The sequence below is a fragment of the Streptomyces sp. PTL18 genome (assembly GCF_059510295.1).
Window position 1 is genome coordinate 114,699 of the sequence record NZ_JCAJZO010000009.1, and the last position, 17,292, is coordinate 131,990.

Genomic DNA, 17,292 nt, shown 5'->3' on the forward strand with positions numbered 1-17,292 from the left:
CGGGTGATGCGACAACGCGGCGAGGTGCCGTGCCGGGCGTCGCGAGCCGGTGAACCTTTCCGGTCACAGCACTAGCGATCTCGTCCGGCGCCTTCGCCGCGCCGGTCCCGCCGGGCCTCCTCGGCTTCCCGTGCCCCATACGCCGGGCACTGCGGATTCCGGCAGGGACCGGGGCGCCATACGGGGACGACGGCACCCAGCGTCTTGTGGCGCCGTACGACGGTGGCGACGGGCTGCCCGCAGGAGGGGCAGACGGGGTCCTGGCTGCCCATGCCTCCAGCGTAGGACGGACGCGGGTTCGAGGCCCGGGGCCGCCGTGGACCGCGTCGCCGGGTTCAGCGCGGCTCGCGCCACATCGGCCACATCCGCGGGCCGTCCGGGAGGTCGAGGGCGCCTCCGGTGAAGGCGAAGCCGAGGCGTTCGTACAACCGGGTGCTGCGGGCGCTGCTCGCCTCCAGATAGGCGGGCAGACCCTCGCCGTCGCAGCGGTCGAGGACATGCTGGATGAGCGCGGTGCCCAGGCCCTCGCCCTGGTGCCCGGGGGCCACGCCGATCATCCACAGGTACTCGTGGGCGCGGTCGGCGGGGTGCGCCTCGGCCATCAACCGGGCGATCCGCTCCACACGCTCGTTGTCCGGGTCGACGGCCTCGCGCAGCCGCATCGCGTCGTCCCCCTCCTCGGCCTGCGCCCCGGCCGTGGCCCCGTCCGCCGCGTGGTCGCCGGCGGGAACCGACAGCCACAGCGCGCACGCCGCGCCGTCCTCGGTCACGTCGATGCGCCCCTCGGCGAGCACCGTGTCGGTGAACGCGGCCATCAGCCGGTGGTGCGTCCTGCGGCGGTACTCCTCGCCGGGGAAGACCCAGCTGCTGACCGGGTCGTCCTTGAACGCCTCGTCCAGCAACCGGACGACCAACTCCCGGTCGCCCTCGTCGGCCGCCCGAATGGCCACGCCCATCAGCCCACCCCTCCACGTCAACTCGCCCGGTGAATACGGCGGTTGCAGCCTAACGGGGACCCGGCCGGCCGGAAGGGCGCGGGGGAAAGGGGGCGCGCCCCGCGCATTCCGCGAAGGCGCGGGGCCCGCCCCGGCCGGAGCCTCCGGGACCGCGCGGGGTCAGGAACCGCGCGGGCCCGGATCTCCGGGGTCCAGCGGCGCTGCCGGTCAGGTGCTGCGCCGGGTGACGAACTCGGCCAGCGTCAGCAGACCGCCCGCCGCCTCCGGGTCGGGAACCGCGCGGGACAGCTCCTGCATCGCACGGCCCATCCGGTCGGCCGCCTGCGACTGCGCCCAGTCACGACCGCCCGCCCGCTCGACGGCGAGCACGGTGCGCTCCAACTCCCCCTCCTCGTAAGGCGCCTGGTACAGCTCGGCGAGATCGGCCGCCGCCGGTGTGCCGGAGGTGAGCGCGGCGACCACGGGCAGTGACTTCTTGCGGGCCACGAGGTCCGCGCCGGCCGGTTTGCCGGTGCGGCTCGGGTCGCCCCAGATGCCGATCACGTCGTCGATGAGCTGGAACGCGAGCCCCGCCTCGCGGCCGAACGCGTCCAGCGCCTCCACGTCGGCCGCGTCCGCGCCCGCGTACAGCGCGCCGAGTGCGCAGGCGCAGCCGAGCAGGGCGCCCGTCTTCGCCTCCGCCATGGCGAGCACTTCTGCGAGGGTGACCTCGTGGGGGCCGCGCCGCTCCATGGCCGTGTCCGCGTGCTGCCCGGCGCACAACTCCACGACGCAGGCCGCGAGCCGGGCGGCGGCCGCGCCCGATGCCGGGTGCGGGTCCTCGGCCAGCAGGCGCAGGGCCAGCGCCTGCAGGGCGTCTCCGGCGAGGATCGCGTCGACGTCACCGAACACGGTCCACGCGGTGGGGCGGTGCCTGCGGGTGGTGTCCCGGTCCATCACGTCGTCGTGCAACAGCGTGAAGTTGTGGACGAGTTCCACCGCGGCGGCGGCCCCCACGGCTGCCGTCTCCTGTCCGCCGAGTGCCCGGACGGCGGCCAGCACGAGCGCGGGACGTATCGCCTTGCCCGCGTTGCCGGTCGCCGGGGTGCCGTCGGCATGCTCCCAGCCGAAGTGGTAGCGCGCGATCCGGCGCATGGAGCCGGGCAGCGAGTCGACGGCCCGGCGCAACTCCGGATCGACCGCCGCGCGGGCATGCTCCAGGATCGCCTCGGCCTCCGGTCCGTCGGGCGGTGCCGGCCGGCCAGGGAACGGGTCACGCCGCCTCGGGATGCCGGCCGGGCCGCGCCGCGCGAGGGCGGGGCCCCGCTTCGGCTCCGTCATGAACTCACCCATGGAACCGCCTCGTGAAGTCTGCGGACCGTGATGCTTCCGCTGCCGCCGGGCACATACCCGGAGCATCTACCCACGGTGACGGGCGGAACACCGGGTGCCGCTTCCGGATGGCGGCGGAGTGCGACCCGTAGGTCGACGAGCCGAGGAAGAGGATCACCTCCAGCGGCCGATCTCGACGTTCTCCAGGACCCCCAGCGCGTCCGGCACCAGGATGGCGGCCGAGTAGTACGCCGTCACCAGGTAGCTGATGATCGCCTGTTCGTTGATGCCCATGAACCGCACCGACAGGCTCGGTTCGATCTCGTCCGGGATACCGGACTGGCGAAGTCCGACGACGCCCTGGTCCTCCTCTCCGGTACGCATGGCGATGATCGAGGTCGTACGGGCCTCGGTGACCGGGATCTTGTTGCACGGGAAGATGGGCACCCCGCGCCAGGTGGGGATGCGGTTGCCCGCGATGTCGATCGTCTCCGGGACGAGTCCGCGCTTGTTGAGTTCGCGGCCGAACGCGGAGATCGCACGCGGATGGGCGAGGAACAGCTTGGTTCCGCGGCGCCTGCTGAGCAGTTCGTCCATGTCGTCGGGGCTCGGCACGCCGTCGTGCGGGTGCAGCCGCTGGTCGTACTCGCAGTTGCTCAGGAGCCCGAAGTCGGGGTTGTTGATGAGTTCGTGCTCCTGGCGTTCCTTCAGTGCCTCGACGGTCAGCCGCAGCTGGTGCTCGGTCTGGTTCATCGGCTGGTTGTAGAGGTCGGCCACGCGCGTGTGGATGCGCAGGACGGTCTGCGCGATGCTCAGTTCGTACTCGCGGGGCGAGGCCTCGTAGTCGACGAACGTGTGCGGAATGTCCGGCTCACCCGTGTGGCCGGCGGCGAGGTCGATCGCCTTCTCGCCGTACTTGTTGGTGCGCTGGGCGGGGACCGAGCGCTGCCGCTGGAGGTGGTCGCGCAGCGACTGGGCCCGCTCCGCGATCTGGTCGACGTCCCGGCGGGGCAGGGCGAGCACCGTGCAGGTGGTGACCGCGCGGGCCGTGTACTCCCAGATGGCGTCCGGGTCGAGCAGCGCCTGGTCGCCGAAGTAGGCGCCGTCTGCGAGGACGCCGAGCACCGCGTCGTCCCCGTAGGGGCCCGTGCCGATCTTCTCCACCTTGCCGTGCGCGAGCAGGAACACCTCGTCGGCCTGACTGCCGAACTCGGCGAGCACGTCCCCCGGTGCGAACCTGCGCTGCTGGCAGCGCCGGGCGAGTTCGCCGAGCACCTCCAGGTCGTCGAACGCGCGCAGGGCGGGCAGCTCGCCCAGCTCCGCGGGGATCACCGCGACCTGGTCACCGGTCTTCACGAAGGTCACACGGCCGTCGCCCACCGCGTAGGTCAGACGGCGGTTCACCCGGTACGTGCCGCCCTGCACGTCCACCCACGGCAGGGTGCGCAGCAGCCACCGTGAGCTGATCTCCTGCATCTGGGGTGCGGACTTGGTGGTGGTGGCCAGGTTCCGCGCCGCCGCGGCGCCGAGACTCTGCTGCGGCCTGTTCTCCTCGGCGCGGACCTCTTCGCCTACCGACATTGGTATTGCCCCTCCCGGTCATGCATCTGATCTGCGGGAACAAGCCTTTCATCACGCACAGTGTTCACACCATTACACGAAAGAGCGGGAATGGATCACCGCGGTCCTGGGCACTGGAGCCCGTTTCCGAGCGGTCCGGGCCGATGGACAGGTGTCCGACAATGGTCGAGTGACCAGCCCAGACGCGCGAGACGACCGCGAAACACCCGACCCGGCGACCGCGCTGCGTCCCCGGCTGCCGTCGCCGCTGCGGGAGGTCGCGGACGAGCGGTTCGGGCGGTACGGCGTGCGGCTGATGCTCAAGCGCGACGACCTGATCCACCCGGACCTGGTCGGCAACAAGTGGCGCAAGCTCGCCCCCAACCTGCGGGCCGCGGCCGACCGCCCCCTGCTCACCTTCGGCGGCGCCTACTCCAACCATCTGCGCGCCACAGCCGCGGCGGGCCGGCTGCTGGGGCTGGAGACGATCGGAGTGGTCCGCGGCGAGGAACTGGCCGACCGCCCGCTCAACCCCTCGCTGGCCCGCTGCGCGGCCGACGGCATGCGACTGCACTTCGTCGACAGGTCGACGTATCGCCGCAAGGCGGAGCCGGAGACACTGGCCGGCATCCTGCGCGTGGCGGACGCCGAGGAGGCGTACGTGGTGCCGGAGGGCGGCAGCAACCCCCTCGCCGTGCGGGAATGCCGCACGCTCGGCGAGGAGCTGCGCGGCCGGGCGGACGTGGTCGCCGTGGCCTGCGGCACGGGCGGCACGCTGGCGGGCCTCGCGGCCGGCCTGGCCCCCGGCCAGCGAGCCCTGGGCGTCCCGGTCCTGAAGGGCGGCTTCCTGGCCGCCGAGGTGACCGCCCTGCAGACCCGCGCCTTCGGCGCCCGCCGCGGCACCTGGTCCCTCGACGACCGCTTCCACTTCGGCGGGTACGCCCGCGCCACGCCCGAACTCGAGGCGTTCGCGACCGACTTCGCCTCCCGCCACGGCCTGCCCGTGGAGCGTCTGTATGTCGCCAAGCTGCTGTACGGGCTGGTCACGCTGGCCCGGGAGGGGGCGTTCCCGAGGGGGACGACGGTGGCGGCCGTGATCACGGGCCGTCCGTTCTCCTAGCGGAATCCCGGCCCGGGCAGGGGCTCATGCCGTCTCCCGGTACGCGGCCGCCTCCTCCAGGTCCAGGCGGCGCAGCAGGGCGCGCAGCATCTCGTCGTCGATATAGCGGTGGTTGCGGAGTTTGACGAAGACCTCCCGCTCGGAGCCGATCATCTCGCGGGACAGCCGCCGGTAGGTGTCGTCGGCCGTTTCGCCGGTCACCGGGTTCACCGAGCCGAGCCGCTCCCAGACCGCGTCGCGGCGACGTTCCAGGACCGTGCGGAGGCGGTCGGCCAGTGGCGGCGGCAGTGCGTTGCGCTCCTCCTGGAGGAGTTCGTCGAGGCGCTGCTCGGCGGCTCGGGAGGCCTGCGCCTGCGCGTTCGCCTCGGCGAGCGTCTCCGCCTGGGGGTCGCGTCCCGGCAGGCGCAGCAGCCGGATGATCGGGGGCAGGCTGAGCCCCTGCACCACCAGCGTGCCGATCACGGTCGTGAAGGTCAGGAAGAGGATCAGGTTGCGGTCGGGGAACGGGCCGCCACCGTGCACGGTCCGCGGGATCGAGAAGGCGATCGCGAGCGACACCACCCCCCGCATTCCCGCCCAGCCGACGATGAACGGCCCCTTCCACGTCGGGTTCTCCTCGCGCTCCCGGATGCGGACGACGAGCAGACGCGGCAGAAAGGTCGCCGGATACACCCAGACGAACCGGGAGACGACGACCACCGCGAACACCGCCACCGCGTACCAGGCGGCGCGCGCGCCCTCGTACGGACCGAGCCCCCTGAGGACGACCGGCAGCTGCAGTCCGATGAGCGCGAACACGGCCGACTCCAGCACGAACGCGACCATCTTCCACACCGCCTCCTCCTGGAGCCGGGTCGCGAAGTCGACCTGCCAGTTGTGGTAACCGAGGTAGAGGGCGACGACCACCACGGCGAGCACTCCGGAGGCGTGCAGCCATTCCGCGGCGCCGTAGGCGACGAACGGGATCAACAAGGAGAGCGTGTTCTGCAGCAGTGCCTCCTTCAGGTGGGTGCGCAGCCAGTGGATCGGCATCATCAGCAGCAGGCCGATGACGACGCCGCCGACCGCCGCGAGCAGGAACTCCTGCACTCCGCCCGTCCAGGTCGCGCCTTCACCGACCGCCGCGGCCAGCGCCACCCTGTACGCGGTGATCGCGGTCGCGTCGTTCAGGAGCGACTCGCCCTGCAGGATCGTGGTGATCCGGGAGGGCAGGCCCACCCGCCGGGCGACCGCCGTCGCTGCGACCGCGTCCGGCGGTGCGACCACCGCGCCCAGTATCAGCGCCGCCGTCAGCGGCAGGCCCGGCACGATCAGGTACGCCGCCCAGCCCACGGCGACCGTCGCGAAGAGCACGTACCCGACGGACAGCAGGGCCACCGGCCGCAGCTGCGCCCTCAGGTCCAGGTAGGAACTGTCGGTGGCCGCCGTGTACAGCAGCGGGGGCAGCACCAGCGGCAGGACGACCTCGGGGTCCAGGGTGTACCCGGGCACGCCGGGCAGGTACGAGACGGCGAGGCCCACCGCGACGAGCAGCAGGGGCGCGGGCACCGGGGTGCGACGCGCGGCCCCGGCGACGGCCGCGCTGCCGGCGACCAACAACAGCAGTGGCACCACGTTCATCGTCTTCCGCCCGCCCTCTTTTTTCCGCGCCGCTTCCCGCGGACCCGTCGTAATCTGGCAATCATGAAACAGTGCACGCACACCGACGCGCTGCCGCACCCCGAGCCCGAGCCCCGAAGCGAGACCTGCCTGGAGTGCCTCGCCGCCGGCACGCACCCGGTGCAACTGCGGCTGTGCCTGGAGTGCGGGCACGTGGGCTGCTGCGACTCCTCGCCCCTGCGGCACGCGACGGCGCACCACGAAACCAGTGGCCACCCGGTGATGCGCACCTTCGAGCCGGGTGAGAACTGGCGCTGGTGCTTCGTCGACCATGTACTCGCGTGACCCCGGACCGGTGCTCGTGTGACCCTGTATCCGGACGGTTCGCCGGTCCGACGCCTGGGTACGTCAATCCGGCGCGCGCTGTTCCCGATTGGTTCCGCCCAACCCCTAGCCACTGTGCGTATACATGGGTTTACCATGAGTGACAGCAAGGGGTTGGGGTCCCGGGGACAGGTACGTTGAGAGCGCGATAGCGTCACCGCTGAACCAGAGGGGCGTTACCCCGGGGGGCGGCCCTCGGCCCCCGAAACAGCTTGTACCACCTTGGAGGTGAGGGTGTCCCAGATCGCAGGCGAGCCCGCGACCCAGGACTTCGTGGAAGTCCGGCTGCCGGCTGCGGGTGCCTATCTGTCGGTGCTGCGCACGGCCACGGCCGGTCTCGCGGCCCGTTTGGACTTCACCCTCGACGAGATCGAGGACCTGCGGATCGCGGTCGACGAGGCCTGCGCGATTCTGCTGCAGCAGGCCGTGCCCGGCTCGGTACTCAGCTGTGTCTTCCGGCTCATCGACGACTCGCTGGAGGTCACGGTCGCGGCGCCGACCACGGACGGCCATGCCCCCTCACGGGACACGTTCGCCTGGACCGTCCTGTCGGCCCTTGCCGGCAAGGTCTCCTCCGCGGTCTCGGACGACAAGACCGTGTCCATCAGCCTCTACAAACAGCGCGGCGCGGGACCCGGGCCGGCGTGACGAACGGGGACGGGCCGGTGCGGGACGAAGAGCGCGGCACACGGAAGTTCTCCGCCGGGAGCGCGGGCGGCCCGGGCGGGGCGCGCATGGCGGAAGGCGTGGACGGCATCCCCGAGCAGGCCCGTCCGCACCCGGAGGGCCAGGCTTCGGCGGTCATGGCACCCGTGCAGACGGGACCGGCCGGGGTGGACGAGGCGCCCTCCGTCCGGGGCGGCGGCACAGGGGATGCAGGCGGAGCCACGGGCACGTCCTCCGGACGGCGGCGGACGACGGGCGGGACGATGAGCGAGCACGAGCGAAACGCTGAGACGGGTGTGCCGGTCGGCGCACAGCACGACCCACAGGACCGCAGCGGCGCGCGGGCGATGTTCGTCGAACTGCGCAAGCTGAAGGAGGGCAGCCCGGAGTACGCGGAGCTGCGCAACCAGCTGGTCCGCATGCACCTGCCGCTCGTCGAGCACCTCGCGCGCCGCTTCCGCAACCGGGGCGAGCCGCTGGACGATCTGACCCAGGTCGCCACGATCGGTCTGATCAAGTCGGTCGACCGCTTCGACCCGGAGCGGGGTGTCGAGTTCTCGACCTACGCGACTCCGACGGTCGTCGGCGAGATCAAGCGGCACTTCCGCGACAAGGGCTGGGCGGTACGGGTGCCGCGGCGCCTGCAGGAACTGCGGCTGGCCCTGACGACGGCCACGGCCGAGCTGTCCCAGCAGCACGGCCGCTCTCCGACGGTCCACGAGCTGGCCGAGAAACTGGCCATCTCGGAGGAGGAGGTCCTGGAGGGCCTGGAGTCCGCCAACGCGTACTCCACGCTCTCCCTGGACGTCCCCGACACGGACGACGAGTCCCCGGCGGTCGCGGACACGCTCGGCGCGGAGGACGAGGCGCTGGAAGGCGTCGAGTACCGGGAGTCACTGAAGCCGCTGCTGGAGGATCTTCCGCCGCGGGAGAAGCGGATCCTGCTGCTGCGCTTCTTCGGCAACATGACGCAGTCGCAGATCGCGCAGGAGGTCGGCATCTCGCAGATGCACGTCTCACGTCTGCTGGCGCGGACGCTGGCGCAGCTGCGGGACAAACTGCTGGTCGAGGAGTAAGCAGGACGACGGCACCGGGATGCCGCTCGGCGGCGCCCCGCGAGGGTCTGGCGTGTCCCCGCCGTTCACGCCCGGCTCGGGGCTCGCCCCACCCACCCGGCGCGCGACAGGCCGGAGACGGCCGTGATGTCGTCGATTTCGCCCCGCTCGGCGACGGCCGGAGGGGCGCCGCGGCCGGCCTGCGGCCGACCTCCGCAGGCGGAGGCGGCGGTCGGCACGGATGGCGGAGGTCACCCTGCGAGGTGCCGCGGCCCGGCGTCGCACGCCGAGCCGGTACGGCCGGACGCCGACTACCGCCTCGGCTCCTGCGCACGTCCGGGCCCGCGGATCCCGAGGGCCTGCGTGGTCACCGGGTTCACCAGGAGCACCAGCGCGGTCGCCGCGACGACCGCGAGCACGATGCCGACCGGAATGGCGACACTGTCGGCGCGGAGCAGGTTGTACGCCACCGGCAGCGCCATGATCTGGGTGATCACCGCGGGCCCCCGGCTCCAGCCGCGCCGCAGCAGCAGACCGCGCGCGGCCAGCAGGGGCAGCAGCGCGAGCACGATCAGGGTGATACCGAGGGTGACGGCCTGCTGACGGTCGTCCGGCGAGCCCGTGAGGCCGAGGACGAGCGTCCAGACGCCGCCCGCGACCAGGGCCAGCCCCTCCAGGCCGGCCAGCGCCGCCGCGGCGGTCAGCCGCGTGGGGCGGGGCCCGGCTTCGCGGGTCTCGGGAGTGGTGGGGTTCTGCTCAGCGCTCACCCCTGAAGGGTAGCCCTCGGGCCGGCCACCGCCCCGGACGCCTCCGGCACCGCTGTACCCGGGACCACTTCCGGCCCTCTTACCGGATCCCTACCCGGGTTGGGGCCGAGTACCGCTCAGTAGGTACGCTGCACACCATGCGTGCACTTCTCGTGGTCAATCCGGCGGCTACCACCACAAGCGCACGCACCCGTGACGTCCTCATCCACGCGCTGGCGAGCGAGATGAAGCTCGAGGCGGTGACGACCGAGTACCGCGGGCACGCCCGGGACCTCGGCCGGCAGGCCGCGGAGAGCGAGGACATAGAGCTGGTCGTGGCGCTCGGCGGGGACGGCACGGTCAACGAGGTCGTCAACGGCCTGCTGCACCACGGCCCCGAACCGGAGCACCTCCCCCTGCTCGCCGTGGTGCCCGGCGGCTCGACCAACGTCTTCGCGCGCGCCCTGGGCCTGCCCAACGACGTCGTGGAGGCCACCGGCGCCATCCTCGACGGCCTGCGTGAGCGCCGTGAGCGCATGGTCGGCCTCGGTCTCGCCGCGGGCACCCCGGGCACCGCGGACGAGGCGGTGCCCTCCCGCTGGTTCACCTTCAACGCCGGCTTCGGCTTCGACGCGGGCGTGGTCGGCCGGGTCGAGCAGCAGCGGGAGCAGGGCAAGCGGTCCACGCATGCGCTGTACCTGCGCCAGATGGTCCGCCAGTTCCTGGACGAACCGCATCGCAGGCACGGCACGATCACCCTGGAGCGGGAGGGTGAGGAGCCGGTCACCGATCTGGTCATGTCCATAATCTGCAACACCGCGCCCTGGACGTTTCTCGGCAATCGCCCGGTGTACGCCTCACCTAAGGCGTCGTTCGATACCGGCCTCGACGTGCTCGCCCTCAGCCGCCTCTCCACGGCCTCGATTGCCCGGTATGCGACCCAGTTGCTCACTTCGTCCCCCGAGCGCGGACCCCGGGGCAGGCGGGTGGTCTCACTGCACGACCTGGCCGGCTTCACCTTGCATTCGAAGGTCCCCCTGCCCCTGCAGATGGACGGCGACCACCTCGGGGTGCGTACGAGCGTGACGTTCACAGGCGTACACCGTGCACTGCGTGTGATTGTGTGAGCGGAAGGGGCCAAAGTCCTTTCACTCGAACGTTTAGACCAGGATCCACCCCTTGGAAGTACGGCTGTGACCTAGTCGACACCAAGGAATCAAAAAAAACTTTCCGGAAGGGGTTGTATCCGCCGCTGAGGTTTGCGAATCTCTACGTGGCGCTCGGGACAGCTCGCAACACCGGCTCCCCTCGAGAGTGCCCGAACCCCTCCTCAATCCACAGGACCACGTCAGTGAGTCTGACGATCGGCCCTTCACTTGTTGAGGGATTCGTGAAAGCGTTCACATTCACAAGCAATCTGCACGTAATACACGGAGAGGTAGCAGCCATGGACTGGCGTCACAACGCCGTTTGCCGCGAGGAAGACCCCGAGCTCTTCTTCCCCATCGGCAACACCGGTCCTGCGCTGCTGCAGATCGAGGAAGCCAAGGCCGTCTGCCGTCGCTGCCCGGTTATCGAGCAGTGCCTGCAGTGGGCGCTCGAGTCCGGCCAGGACTCCGGCGTCTGGGGTGGTCTCAGCGAGGACGAGCGCCGCGCCATGAAGCGCCGCGCCGCCCGCAACCGGGCCCGTCAGGCCTCCGCCTGACACACCCACCCCGACGAGCCTGAGCTTGGCGGCGCGTACAGCGAGTACGCTTCCCCCGCCCCCGAGCCGCAGCGCGCAGTCGCTAGCAGCAGCTGGCACCAACGAGCTTTAGCCCCGGTCCACTTGGTGGTCCGGGGCTCATTGCTGTGTGGACGTCGCCATCGGAGCGCCGCGGGCCGGCGATGTCCGTACGCGTCGGCCACCGCCCGGGCTCATTTCTGTGCGCGAACCGGGATGTCCAGGATCACTCGTGTGCCGCGCCCCGGCGCCGGGACCATGTCGAAGGTCCCGCCCAACTCCCCCTCCACCAGCGTCCGTACGATCTGCAGCCCGAGGTTGCCCGCGGTCTGCGGGTCGAAGCCCTCGGGCAGACCGGCCCCGTCGTCCTGGACAGTGACCAGGAGGCGCTCCTCCTTCGTCGTACCGCCACGGACGGCCGATACCTCGACCGTGCCGGTGTCCCCCTGGCGGAAGCCGTGCTCCAGGGCGTTCTGCAGGATCTCGGTCAGCACCATGGAGAGGGGGGTGGCGACCTCGGCGTCCAGGATCCCGAAACGGCCACTGCGCCGGCCGGTGACCGTACCGGGCGAGATCTCGGCGACCATGGCGAGCACCCGGTCGGCGATCTCGTCGAACTCCACGCGCTCGTCCAGGTTCTGGGACAGCGTCTCATGGACGATCGCGATCGAGCCGACCCGTCGCACGGCCTCCTCGAGCGCCTCCCGCCCGCGCTCGGACTCGATACGGCGGGCCTGCAGGCGGAGCAGGGCGGCGACCGTCTGAAGGTTGTTCTTCACCCGGTGGTGGATCTCCCGGATGGTCGCGTCCTTGGTGATCAACTCCCGCTCCCGGCGCCGCAGTTCCGTGACGTCCCGGAGCAGGACCAGCGAGCCGATGCGCGTGCCCTTGGGCTTGAGGGGGATCGCGCGGAACTGGATCACCCCGTCGTTCGCCTCGATCTCGAACTCGCGGGGCGCCCATCCGCTGGCCAGCTTGACCAGCGCCTCGTCCACCGGCCCCTTGGTCGGGGCGAGTTCCGCGGTGGTCTTGCCGAGGTGGTGACCGACGAGGTCGGAGGCGAGACCGAGCCGGTGGTAGGCCGACAGGGCGTTCGGTGACGCGTACTGGACGATGCCGTCCACGTCCAGCCTGATCAGCCCGTCGCCGACGCGCGGCGAGGCGTCCATGTCGACCTGCTGGTCGGGGAAGGGGAAGGCGCCGGCCGCGATCATCTGGGCGAGGTCGGAGGCGCTCTGGAGGTAGGTGAGCTCCAGGCGGCTCGGGGTGCGCACGGTCAGCAGGTTGGTGTTGCGAGCGATCACGCCGAGGACGCGTCCCCCGCAGCGCACGGGGATGGACTCGACCCGGACGGGGACCTCCTCGCGCCACTCCGGGTCGCCCTCGCGCACGATCCGGCCCTCGTCCAGGGCCGCGTCCAGCATGGGGCGGCGGCCGCGGGGGACGAGGTGGCCGACCATGTCGTCCTGGTAGGAGGTGGGGCCGGTGTTGGGGCGCATCTGGGCCACCGACACGTACCGGGTGCCGTCCAGGGTGGGCACCCACAGGACCAGGTCGGCGAAGGAGAGATCGGACAGCAGCTGCCACTCCGACACCAGCAGGTGCAGCCACTCCAGGTCGGAGTCGCTGAGGGAGGTGTGCTGGCGGACCAGTTCGTTCATGGAGGGCACGTCTGCGAGGGTACCTGGGCGTTCGGACATCGATCGAAACCGGCCAGAGCGGAGTCCCGGTACGGCTGCCGGGGGGCGGTGGTCCGGGTACGGCGCTCGCGCGGCCCCCGAAAGCACCCGCGGGCCGCGGCGCCTGGGAGGGACCCTCAACCCTCCCGGCACCGCAGCCCGGAGCATCAACGGCCGCGGGGTGTGCGGTCCCGGCCGGCCGAAGGCCGAGGAGCCGGAGCAGTCAGGGCAGAGAGCGCCGGATCCTCGGTCCGCCTTCCTGTGCGGGGAAGGCGGGGCTTGCAACTTTACTTACTTTACCTAGTCGTGTTCGGCTTTGTGGACTAGACCATGCCGACGAGACCAATAGTGCTGGGTCTTCGAGCGCGTGTCCATGCGTTGGAGGATGTTTGCTGTTGTCTCTTTATCAGACATCCGCACCTTCATGCATCCGTCCCGGACCTCCCGAAGGGCCACTCGGAGCGTAGTCGCCGCCGGTTGCCGTGTGGGGCCAGACGGCCAGGGCGACCTCGGCGAGCGCCCGCAGCTCCTCCCGGCCCGCGCCGTCGCGCGCCTGCTGGGACATGCCCTGAATGATCGCGCCGACGTACCGGGCGAGGGTGCGGACATCGGTACCGGCGGGCAACTCACCGGCGGCGACTCCGGCCCGGATGCGCCTCTCGAAGGAGTCGATACCGGCGTTGCGCCGCGCCCGCAGGGACTCCTCGATCTCGGGCGTCGTGCAGTTGGCGGCGGCGTGGATGACGAGACAGCCGTGCGGGCGCCCGGGCGCGGTGTAGAGGTCGGCGGCCTCGCGGAGCATCCGCTCCACAGCGGCACGAGCGGTGGGTTCCTCGGCGAGGGCGCGGTCCCCGAAGGACCCGTACCGCTCGTCGTACACGCCGACGACCTCCTCGAAGAGGGAGCGCTTGTCACCGAACGCCGCGTACAGGCTCGGGGCACCGATGCCCATGACCCGGGTGAGATCGGAGACGGAGGTGGCCTCGTAACCGCGCTCCCAGAACGCGAGGAGGGCCTTTTCGAGCGCGGTCTCGCGATCGAAGGAACGGGGGCGTCCGCGAGGGCGGGAGGACACGGAACCGCTCCTCGCAGGTGTCACCCCGGTCGCGGCCCCGCCCTCCGCCGCGGCCCCGCCCTCCGCCGCGGCCCCGGCCGGGCCGCCGGGTCGCGGCTCACTGTGTCGGTCGCTGTCCTGGCTCTCCACCATGGGGGGATTTTATAGCGGGTACTAGAGAAAGGCGGCCATCCTGCCGTACGGTCTTTTATGTATCGATCGCTAGAGAAATAGGGAGGGGCGTCGGCATGGGTGTGCTCACGGGGAGGACCGCACTGGTCACAGGGGCGAGCAGGGGAATCGGCCGGGGAATCGCCGAGCGGCTGGCGCGTGACGGCGCTCGGGTGGCCGTGCACTACGGCCGGAACGGGGCGGCTGCGAAGGAGACGGTCGCAGCCATTGAGGCGGCCGGCGGTTCCGCGTTCGCGATCGGCGTCGAGCTCGGGCTGCCGGGCGACGCCCGGACATTGTGGGAGGCGTTCGACCGCCATGCGGACGGCGTGGACATCCTGGTCAACAACGCGGGGATCGGCGGCGCACGCCCACTACCGGAGATCGGCGAGGAGGAGTACGACAAGGTCTTCGCGGTGAACGTGAAGGCGCCGTTCTTCATTGTGCGCCAGGGCCTGGACCGGCTGAGGGACGGCGGCCGTGTCATCAACATCTCCTCCGGCCTGTCCAGGACCGCGGTCATACCGCAGCAGATCGCCTACGCGATGACGAAGGGCGCCTTGGACGTCTTCACCCGCGCCTCCGACGCCGGCCGATGGGACACGGGCAGCTGGGTGGACGCGACAGGAGGTTCGCTGACCTGGAGCGCCTGCACGCCGCCCCTCGGTGCGCCTCCGTCGCCTTGGCCGGTGCGCGCGAGCTGTCGGCCGTCTCCCGGTCCGTTGCCCGACCCGGGCGGTCTCGCCGCGGTGCCGGCGCCGGCCCGCCCACTCCCCACGGGACCGCCTCCACACCGCCCGCCGACAGCCCCGTCCCGCCCTCCGCCGACGGCCCCGGCTCTGTTAGATTGGTCTAAACCACATGGTCTCTTTCCCCGGTTCCCGTCCCTTCTCCTCAGATCGGCAGGCCCAGCGTGGAAGTTGTCATCGTTCCGGACGCCCAGGCGGGTGGCGAGCTCATCGCCGAGGCCATGGCACAGCTGCTCCGACGCAAGCCGGACGCCCTGCTCGGTGTGGCCACCGGCTCGACACCGTTGCCCGTGTACGAGGCCCTGACGGCCAAGGCGCGCTCCGGTGCCGTGGACGTCTCGCGGGCGCGTGTCGCCCAGCTCGACGAATACGTCGGACTGCCCGCGGACCACCCGGAGTCGTACCGATCCGTCCTCCGACGGGAGGTGCTGGAGCCGCTCGGGATAGACATGGACGCCTTCCTGGGGCCCGACGGTGCCGCGCAGGACGTGCAGGCTGCGTGCGAGGCGTACGACAGGGCGCTCGCCGAGGCCGGTGGCGTGGATCTGCAGCTGCTCGGGATCGGCACCGACGGGCACATCGGGTTCAACGAGCCGTGCTCCTCACTCGCCTCCCGCACCCGCATCAAGACGCTGACCGAGCAGACCCGTGTCGACAACGCCCGCTTCTTCGACGGCGAGATCGACCAGGTGCCGCACCACGTGATCACCCAGGGCATAGGCACCATCCTCGAGGCACGGCACCTGGTGCTGCTGGCGACCGGAGAGGGCAAGGCGGACGCGGTCGCCGCCAGCGTCGAGGGGCCGGTCGCCGCCGTCTGCCCGGCATCCGCGCTCCAGCTCCACCCGCACGCGACCGTCGTCGTGGACGAGGCGGCCGCGTCCAAGCTGAAGCTCGCCGGCTACTTCCGCCACACCTACGCCAACAAGCCCGACTGGCAGGGGATCTAGCAGCCCTTCCAAGGGGCGCGCCGGGTCCGGACGGCATCCGGACCCGGCGTCCTCCCCGCCTCCGGCTCAACGGCCCGCGATGACCTCCGCCGCCGCCCGACCGCACACCCGTGCCGCCCCGTGGGTGGCGATGTGCAGGGCGCCACGGGGAGTGGCCTGGGGGACCCCCATCTCGACCACGATCGTGTCGGGGCGCTGCGCGAGGAGCGTGTCCAGGGCGGAGGCCATCCACGGGTGGCGGTGCTCGTCACGGACCACCGCCACGATCCGTCGGGGCCCGGCGGCCGCCAGCGCCGCACCCCCCGCCGCCTTCCCGGCGAAGCTGCCGGTCTCCGTGCCGGGAAGCAGGCGGAGCAGCTCGGCGGCCACGCCCCACGGAGTCTCGTCGCCCACCGCGATGTTGGCGACGGGGGCGAGGGCGGCGACGTAGGGCGGCTCGGTGAGCGGGGTGAAACCTTCCTTGCCGGTGACCCTCAGCGCGCGGCGGGCGGCGAGCAGGCCGACGTCGGCGCCGGCAGCCCGGTGCGCGCCGCCGCTGTCCGCTGCGGCCGACGCCGTCCACCGTGCCAGCGCCCGAACGCGCTGCGCCGCCTCGGCGAGCCGTTCCTCGGACAGCTCGCCGCAGCGGACCGCTGTCACCAGGGCGTCGCGCAGACGTCGTACCGTCTCGTCGTCCGCGAGGCCGCCGCCCACACAGATGGCGTCCGCGCCTGCGGCGATGGCGAGGACGCTCCCGCGCTCGATGCCGTACGTCTCGGCGATCGCCCGCATCTCCATGCCGTCGGTGACGATCAGGCCGTCGTAGGAGAGCTCGCCGCGCAGCAACTCGGTCAGGATGCGCCGGGACAACGTTGCCGGGCGGTCCAGGTCCAGGGCCCGGACCAGGATGTGTGCGCTCATCACGGCGCGCGTGCCGGCGGTGATCGCCGCGCGGAACGGGGCCAGTTCGCGGTCCTCGAGCACCGCCGGTTCCACGTCGATGCGCGGAAGGGCGTGGTGGGAGTCGACCTCGGTGTCGCCGTGCCCCGGGAAGTGCTTGGTGCAGGCGGCGACGCCGGCGGACTGCAGTCCGGTGACGTAGGCGGCGGTGTGGCGGGCCACCAGCAGGGGGTCGGCGCCGAAGGACCGGACGCCGATCACCGGGTTGGCGGGGTTGGAGTTCACGTCGGCCGACGGCGCCCAGTTGAAGTTGACCCCGCACTCGGCGAGCCGGCGGCCGAGTGCGTGGGCCACCTCACGGGTCAGGTCGACGTCGTCCACCGTGCCCAGCGCATGGTTGCCCGGGAAGGAGGACCCCGTCCGCACCTCCAGGCGGGTGACGTCACCGCCCTCCTCGTCGATGGCGACCAGCACGTCGTCGCGTTCGACGCGCATCTGGGCGGTCAAGGCGGCGAGTTGCTCGGGAGAAGTGATGTTGCGGCCGAACAGGCCCACGGACGCCAGGCCCTCACCGAGGCGGCGCAACAGCCAGTCCGGGGCGGTGGTGCCGGTGAAGCCGGGTTGGAGGACCGTCAACGCGTCGCGCGTCAGAGTGTCCGTGCCGCTGGCGAATGTCGTCATCGGGGGGCG

The 17,292-nt window shown here is 71.6% G+C and carries 16 protein-coding genes and 1 pseudogene; 8 read left to right on the plus strand and 9 right to left on the minus strand.

Annotated features, from left to right (window positions below):
• Nucleotides 1-71: 71 nt before the first annotated feature.
• From AC5WS8_RS19155 to AC5WS8_RS19170, 4 genes are all read right to left on the minus strand, one after another.
• The gene (locus AC5WS8_RS19155) at nucleotides 72-272 is read right to left on the minus strand and encodes a hypothetical protein (RefSeq protein WP_496104627.1); all 201 of its coding nucleotides are present in this window, start codon (nucleotides 270-272) and stop codon (nucleotides 72-74) included.
• A gap of 63 nt (nucleotides 273-335) precedes the next feature.
• Nucleotides 336-956, minus strand: coding sequence for a GNAT family N-acetyltransferase (locus tag AC5WS8_RS19160; RefSeq protein WP_496104628.1), 621 nt, complete (start codon nucleotides 954-956; stop codon nucleotides 336-338).
• 207 nt (nucleotides 957-1,163) lie between these two features.
• Entirely contained in the window at nucleotides 1,164-2,276 is a 1,113-nt protein-coding gene (locus tag AC5WS8_RS19165; protein ID WP_496104629.1) for a family 2 encapsulin nanocompartment cargo protein polyprenyl transferase, read from the minus strand.
• A 165-nt stretch (nucleotides 2,277-2,441) separates the two neighbouring features.
• Nucleotides 2,442-3,848: a family 2B encapsulin nanocompartment shell protein gene (locus AC5WS8_RS19170; protein WP_496104630.1), complete on the minus strand. Its 1,407-nt coding sequence runs from the start codon at nucleotides 3,846-3,848 to the stop codon at nucleotides 2,442-2,444.
• Nucleotides 3,849-4,017: 169 nt separating this feature from the next.
• Here AC5WS8_RS19170 and AC5WS8_RS19175 point away from each other — a divergent pair, with 169 nt between their 5' ends.
• Nucleotides 4,018-4,947 (plus strand): 1-aminocyclopropane-1-carboxylate deaminase/D-cysteine desulfhydrase, encoded by a 930-nt coding sequence (locus AC5WS8_RS19175; protein WP_496104631.1) that lies wholly within the window; start codon nucleotides 4,018-4,020, stop codon nucleotides 4,945-4,947.
• 24 nt (nucleotides 4,948-4,971) lie between these two features.
• Here AC5WS8_RS19175 and AC5WS8_RS19180 read toward each other — a convergent pair whose 3' ends face one another.
• Nucleotides 4,972-6,567, minus strand: a complete 1,596-nt coding sequence (locus AC5WS8_RS19180; RefSeq protein WP_496104632.1) for a Na+/H+ antiporter — start codon at nucleotides 6,565-6,567, stop codon at nucleotides 4,972-4,974.
• A 63-nt stretch (nucleotides 6,568-6,630) separates the two neighbouring features.
• Here AC5WS8_RS19180 and AC5WS8_RS19185 point away from each other — a divergent pair, with 63 nt between their 5' ends.
• From AC5WS8_RS19185 to AC5WS8_RS19195, 3 genes are all read left to right on the plus strand, one after another.
• Nucleotides 6,631-6,891 carry a UBP-type zinc finger domain-containing protein gene (locus AC5WS8_RS19185; RefSeq protein ID WP_496104633.1) on the plus strand — a complete coding sequence of 87 codons (261 nt, stop codon included), beginning with the start codon at nucleotides 6,631-6,633 and terminating at the stop codon, nucleotides 6,889-6,891.
• A 273-nt stretch (nucleotides 6,892-7,164) separates the two neighbouring features.
• On the plus strand, nucleotides 7,165-7,578 hold the full coding sequence (locus AC5WS8_RS19190; protein ID WP_103839295.1) for an ATP-binding protein: 414 nt from the start codon (nucleotides 7,165-7,167) through the stop codon (nucleotides 7,576-7,578).
• Nucleotides 7,575-8,672 carry an RNA polymerase sigma factor SigF gene (locus AC5WS8_RS19195; RefSeq protein WP_496104634.1) on the plus strand — a complete coding sequence of 366 codons (1,098 nt, stop codon included), beginning with the start codon at nucleotides 7,575-7,577 and terminating at the stop codon, nucleotides 8,670-8,672. Before AC5WS8_RS19190 ends, AC5WS8_RS19195 begins: the two co-directional genes overlap by 4 nt.
• Nucleotides 8,673-8,962: 290 nt before the next feature.
• Here AC5WS8_RS19195 and AC5WS8_RS19200 read toward each other — a convergent pair whose 3' ends face one another.
• A complete protein-coding gene (locus tag AC5WS8_RS19200; RefSeq protein WP_496104635.1) occupies nucleotides 8,963-9,418 on the minus strand; it encodes a hypothetical protein in 456 nt (151 codons plus the stop codon).
• Between the two features lie 137 nt (nucleotides 9,419-9,555).
• On the opposite strand from AC5WS8_RS19200, the gene AC5WS8_RS19205 reads away from it, so the two are divergent.
• Both AC5WS8_RS19205 and AC5WS8_RS19210 read left to right on the plus strand, forming a co-directional pair.
• Nucleotides 9,556-10,524 (plus strand): diacylglycerol/lipid kinase family protein, encoded by a 969-nt coding sequence (locus tag AC5WS8_RS19205; protein WP_496104636.1) that lies wholly within the window; start codon nucleotides 9,556-9,558, stop codon nucleotides 10,522-10,524.
• A 320-nt stretch (nucleotides 10,525-10,844) separates the two neighbouring features.
• Nucleotides 10,845-11,102 carry a WhiB family transcriptional regulator gene (locus AC5WS8_RS19210; RefSeq protein ID WP_003992873.1) on the plus strand — a complete coding sequence of 86 codons (258 nt, stop codon included), beginning with the start codon at nucleotides 10,845-10,847 and terminating at the stop codon, nucleotides 11,100-11,102.
• Between the two features lie 212 nt (nucleotides 11,103-11,314).
• Here AC5WS8_RS19210 and AC5WS8_RS19215 read toward each other — a convergent pair whose 3' ends face one another.
• Both AC5WS8_RS19215 and AC5WS8_RS19220 read right to left on the minus strand, forming a co-directional pair.
• The gene (locus AC5WS8_RS19215; RefSeq protein WP_496104785.1) at nucleotides 11,315-12,781 is read right to left on the minus strand and encodes a sensor histidine kinase; all 1,467 of its coding nucleotides are present in this window, start codon (nucleotides 12,779-12,781) and stop codon (nucleotides 11,315-11,317) included.
• A 424-nt stretch (nucleotides 12,782-13,205) separates the two neighbouring features.
• Nucleotides 13,206-13,874, minus strand: a complete 669-nt coding sequence (locus AC5WS8_RS19220) for a TetR/AcrR family transcriptional regulator (protein ID WP_496104637.1) — start codon at nucleotides 13,872-13,874, stop codon at nucleotides 13,206-13,208.
• Between the two features lie 227 nt (nucleotides 13,875-14,101).
• Here AC5WS8_RS19220 and AC5WS8_RS19225 point away from each other — a divergent pair.
• Both AC5WS8_RS19225 and nagB read left to right on the plus strand, forming a co-directional pair.
• A pseudogene (locus AC5WS8_RS19225) lies at nucleotides 14,102-14,665 on the plus strand (SDR family NAD(P)-dependent oxidoreductase); the annotation flags it as partial.
• 272 nt (nucleotides 14,666-14,937) lie between these two features.
• Nucleotides 14,938-15,723 carry a glucosamine-6-phosphate deaminase gene (nagB, locus tag AC5WS8_RS19230; protein ID WP_496104638.1) on the plus strand — a complete coding sequence of 262 codons (786 nt, stop codon included), beginning with the start codon at nucleotides 14,938-14,940 and terminating at the stop codon, nucleotides 15,721-15,723.
• A gap of 66 nt (nucleotides 15,724-15,789) precedes the next feature.
• Here the strand turns inward: nagB and AC5WS8_RS19235 are convergent, their stop codons facing one another.
• Nucleotides 15,790-17,283 carry a glycoside hydrolase family 3 protein gene (locus AC5WS8_RS19235; RefSeq protein WP_496104639.1) on the minus strand — a complete coding sequence of 498 codons (1,494 nt, stop codon included), beginning with the start codon at nucleotides 17,281-17,283 and terminating at the stop codon, nucleotides 15,790-15,792.
• Nucleotides 17,284-17,292 lie beyond the last annotated feature (9 nt).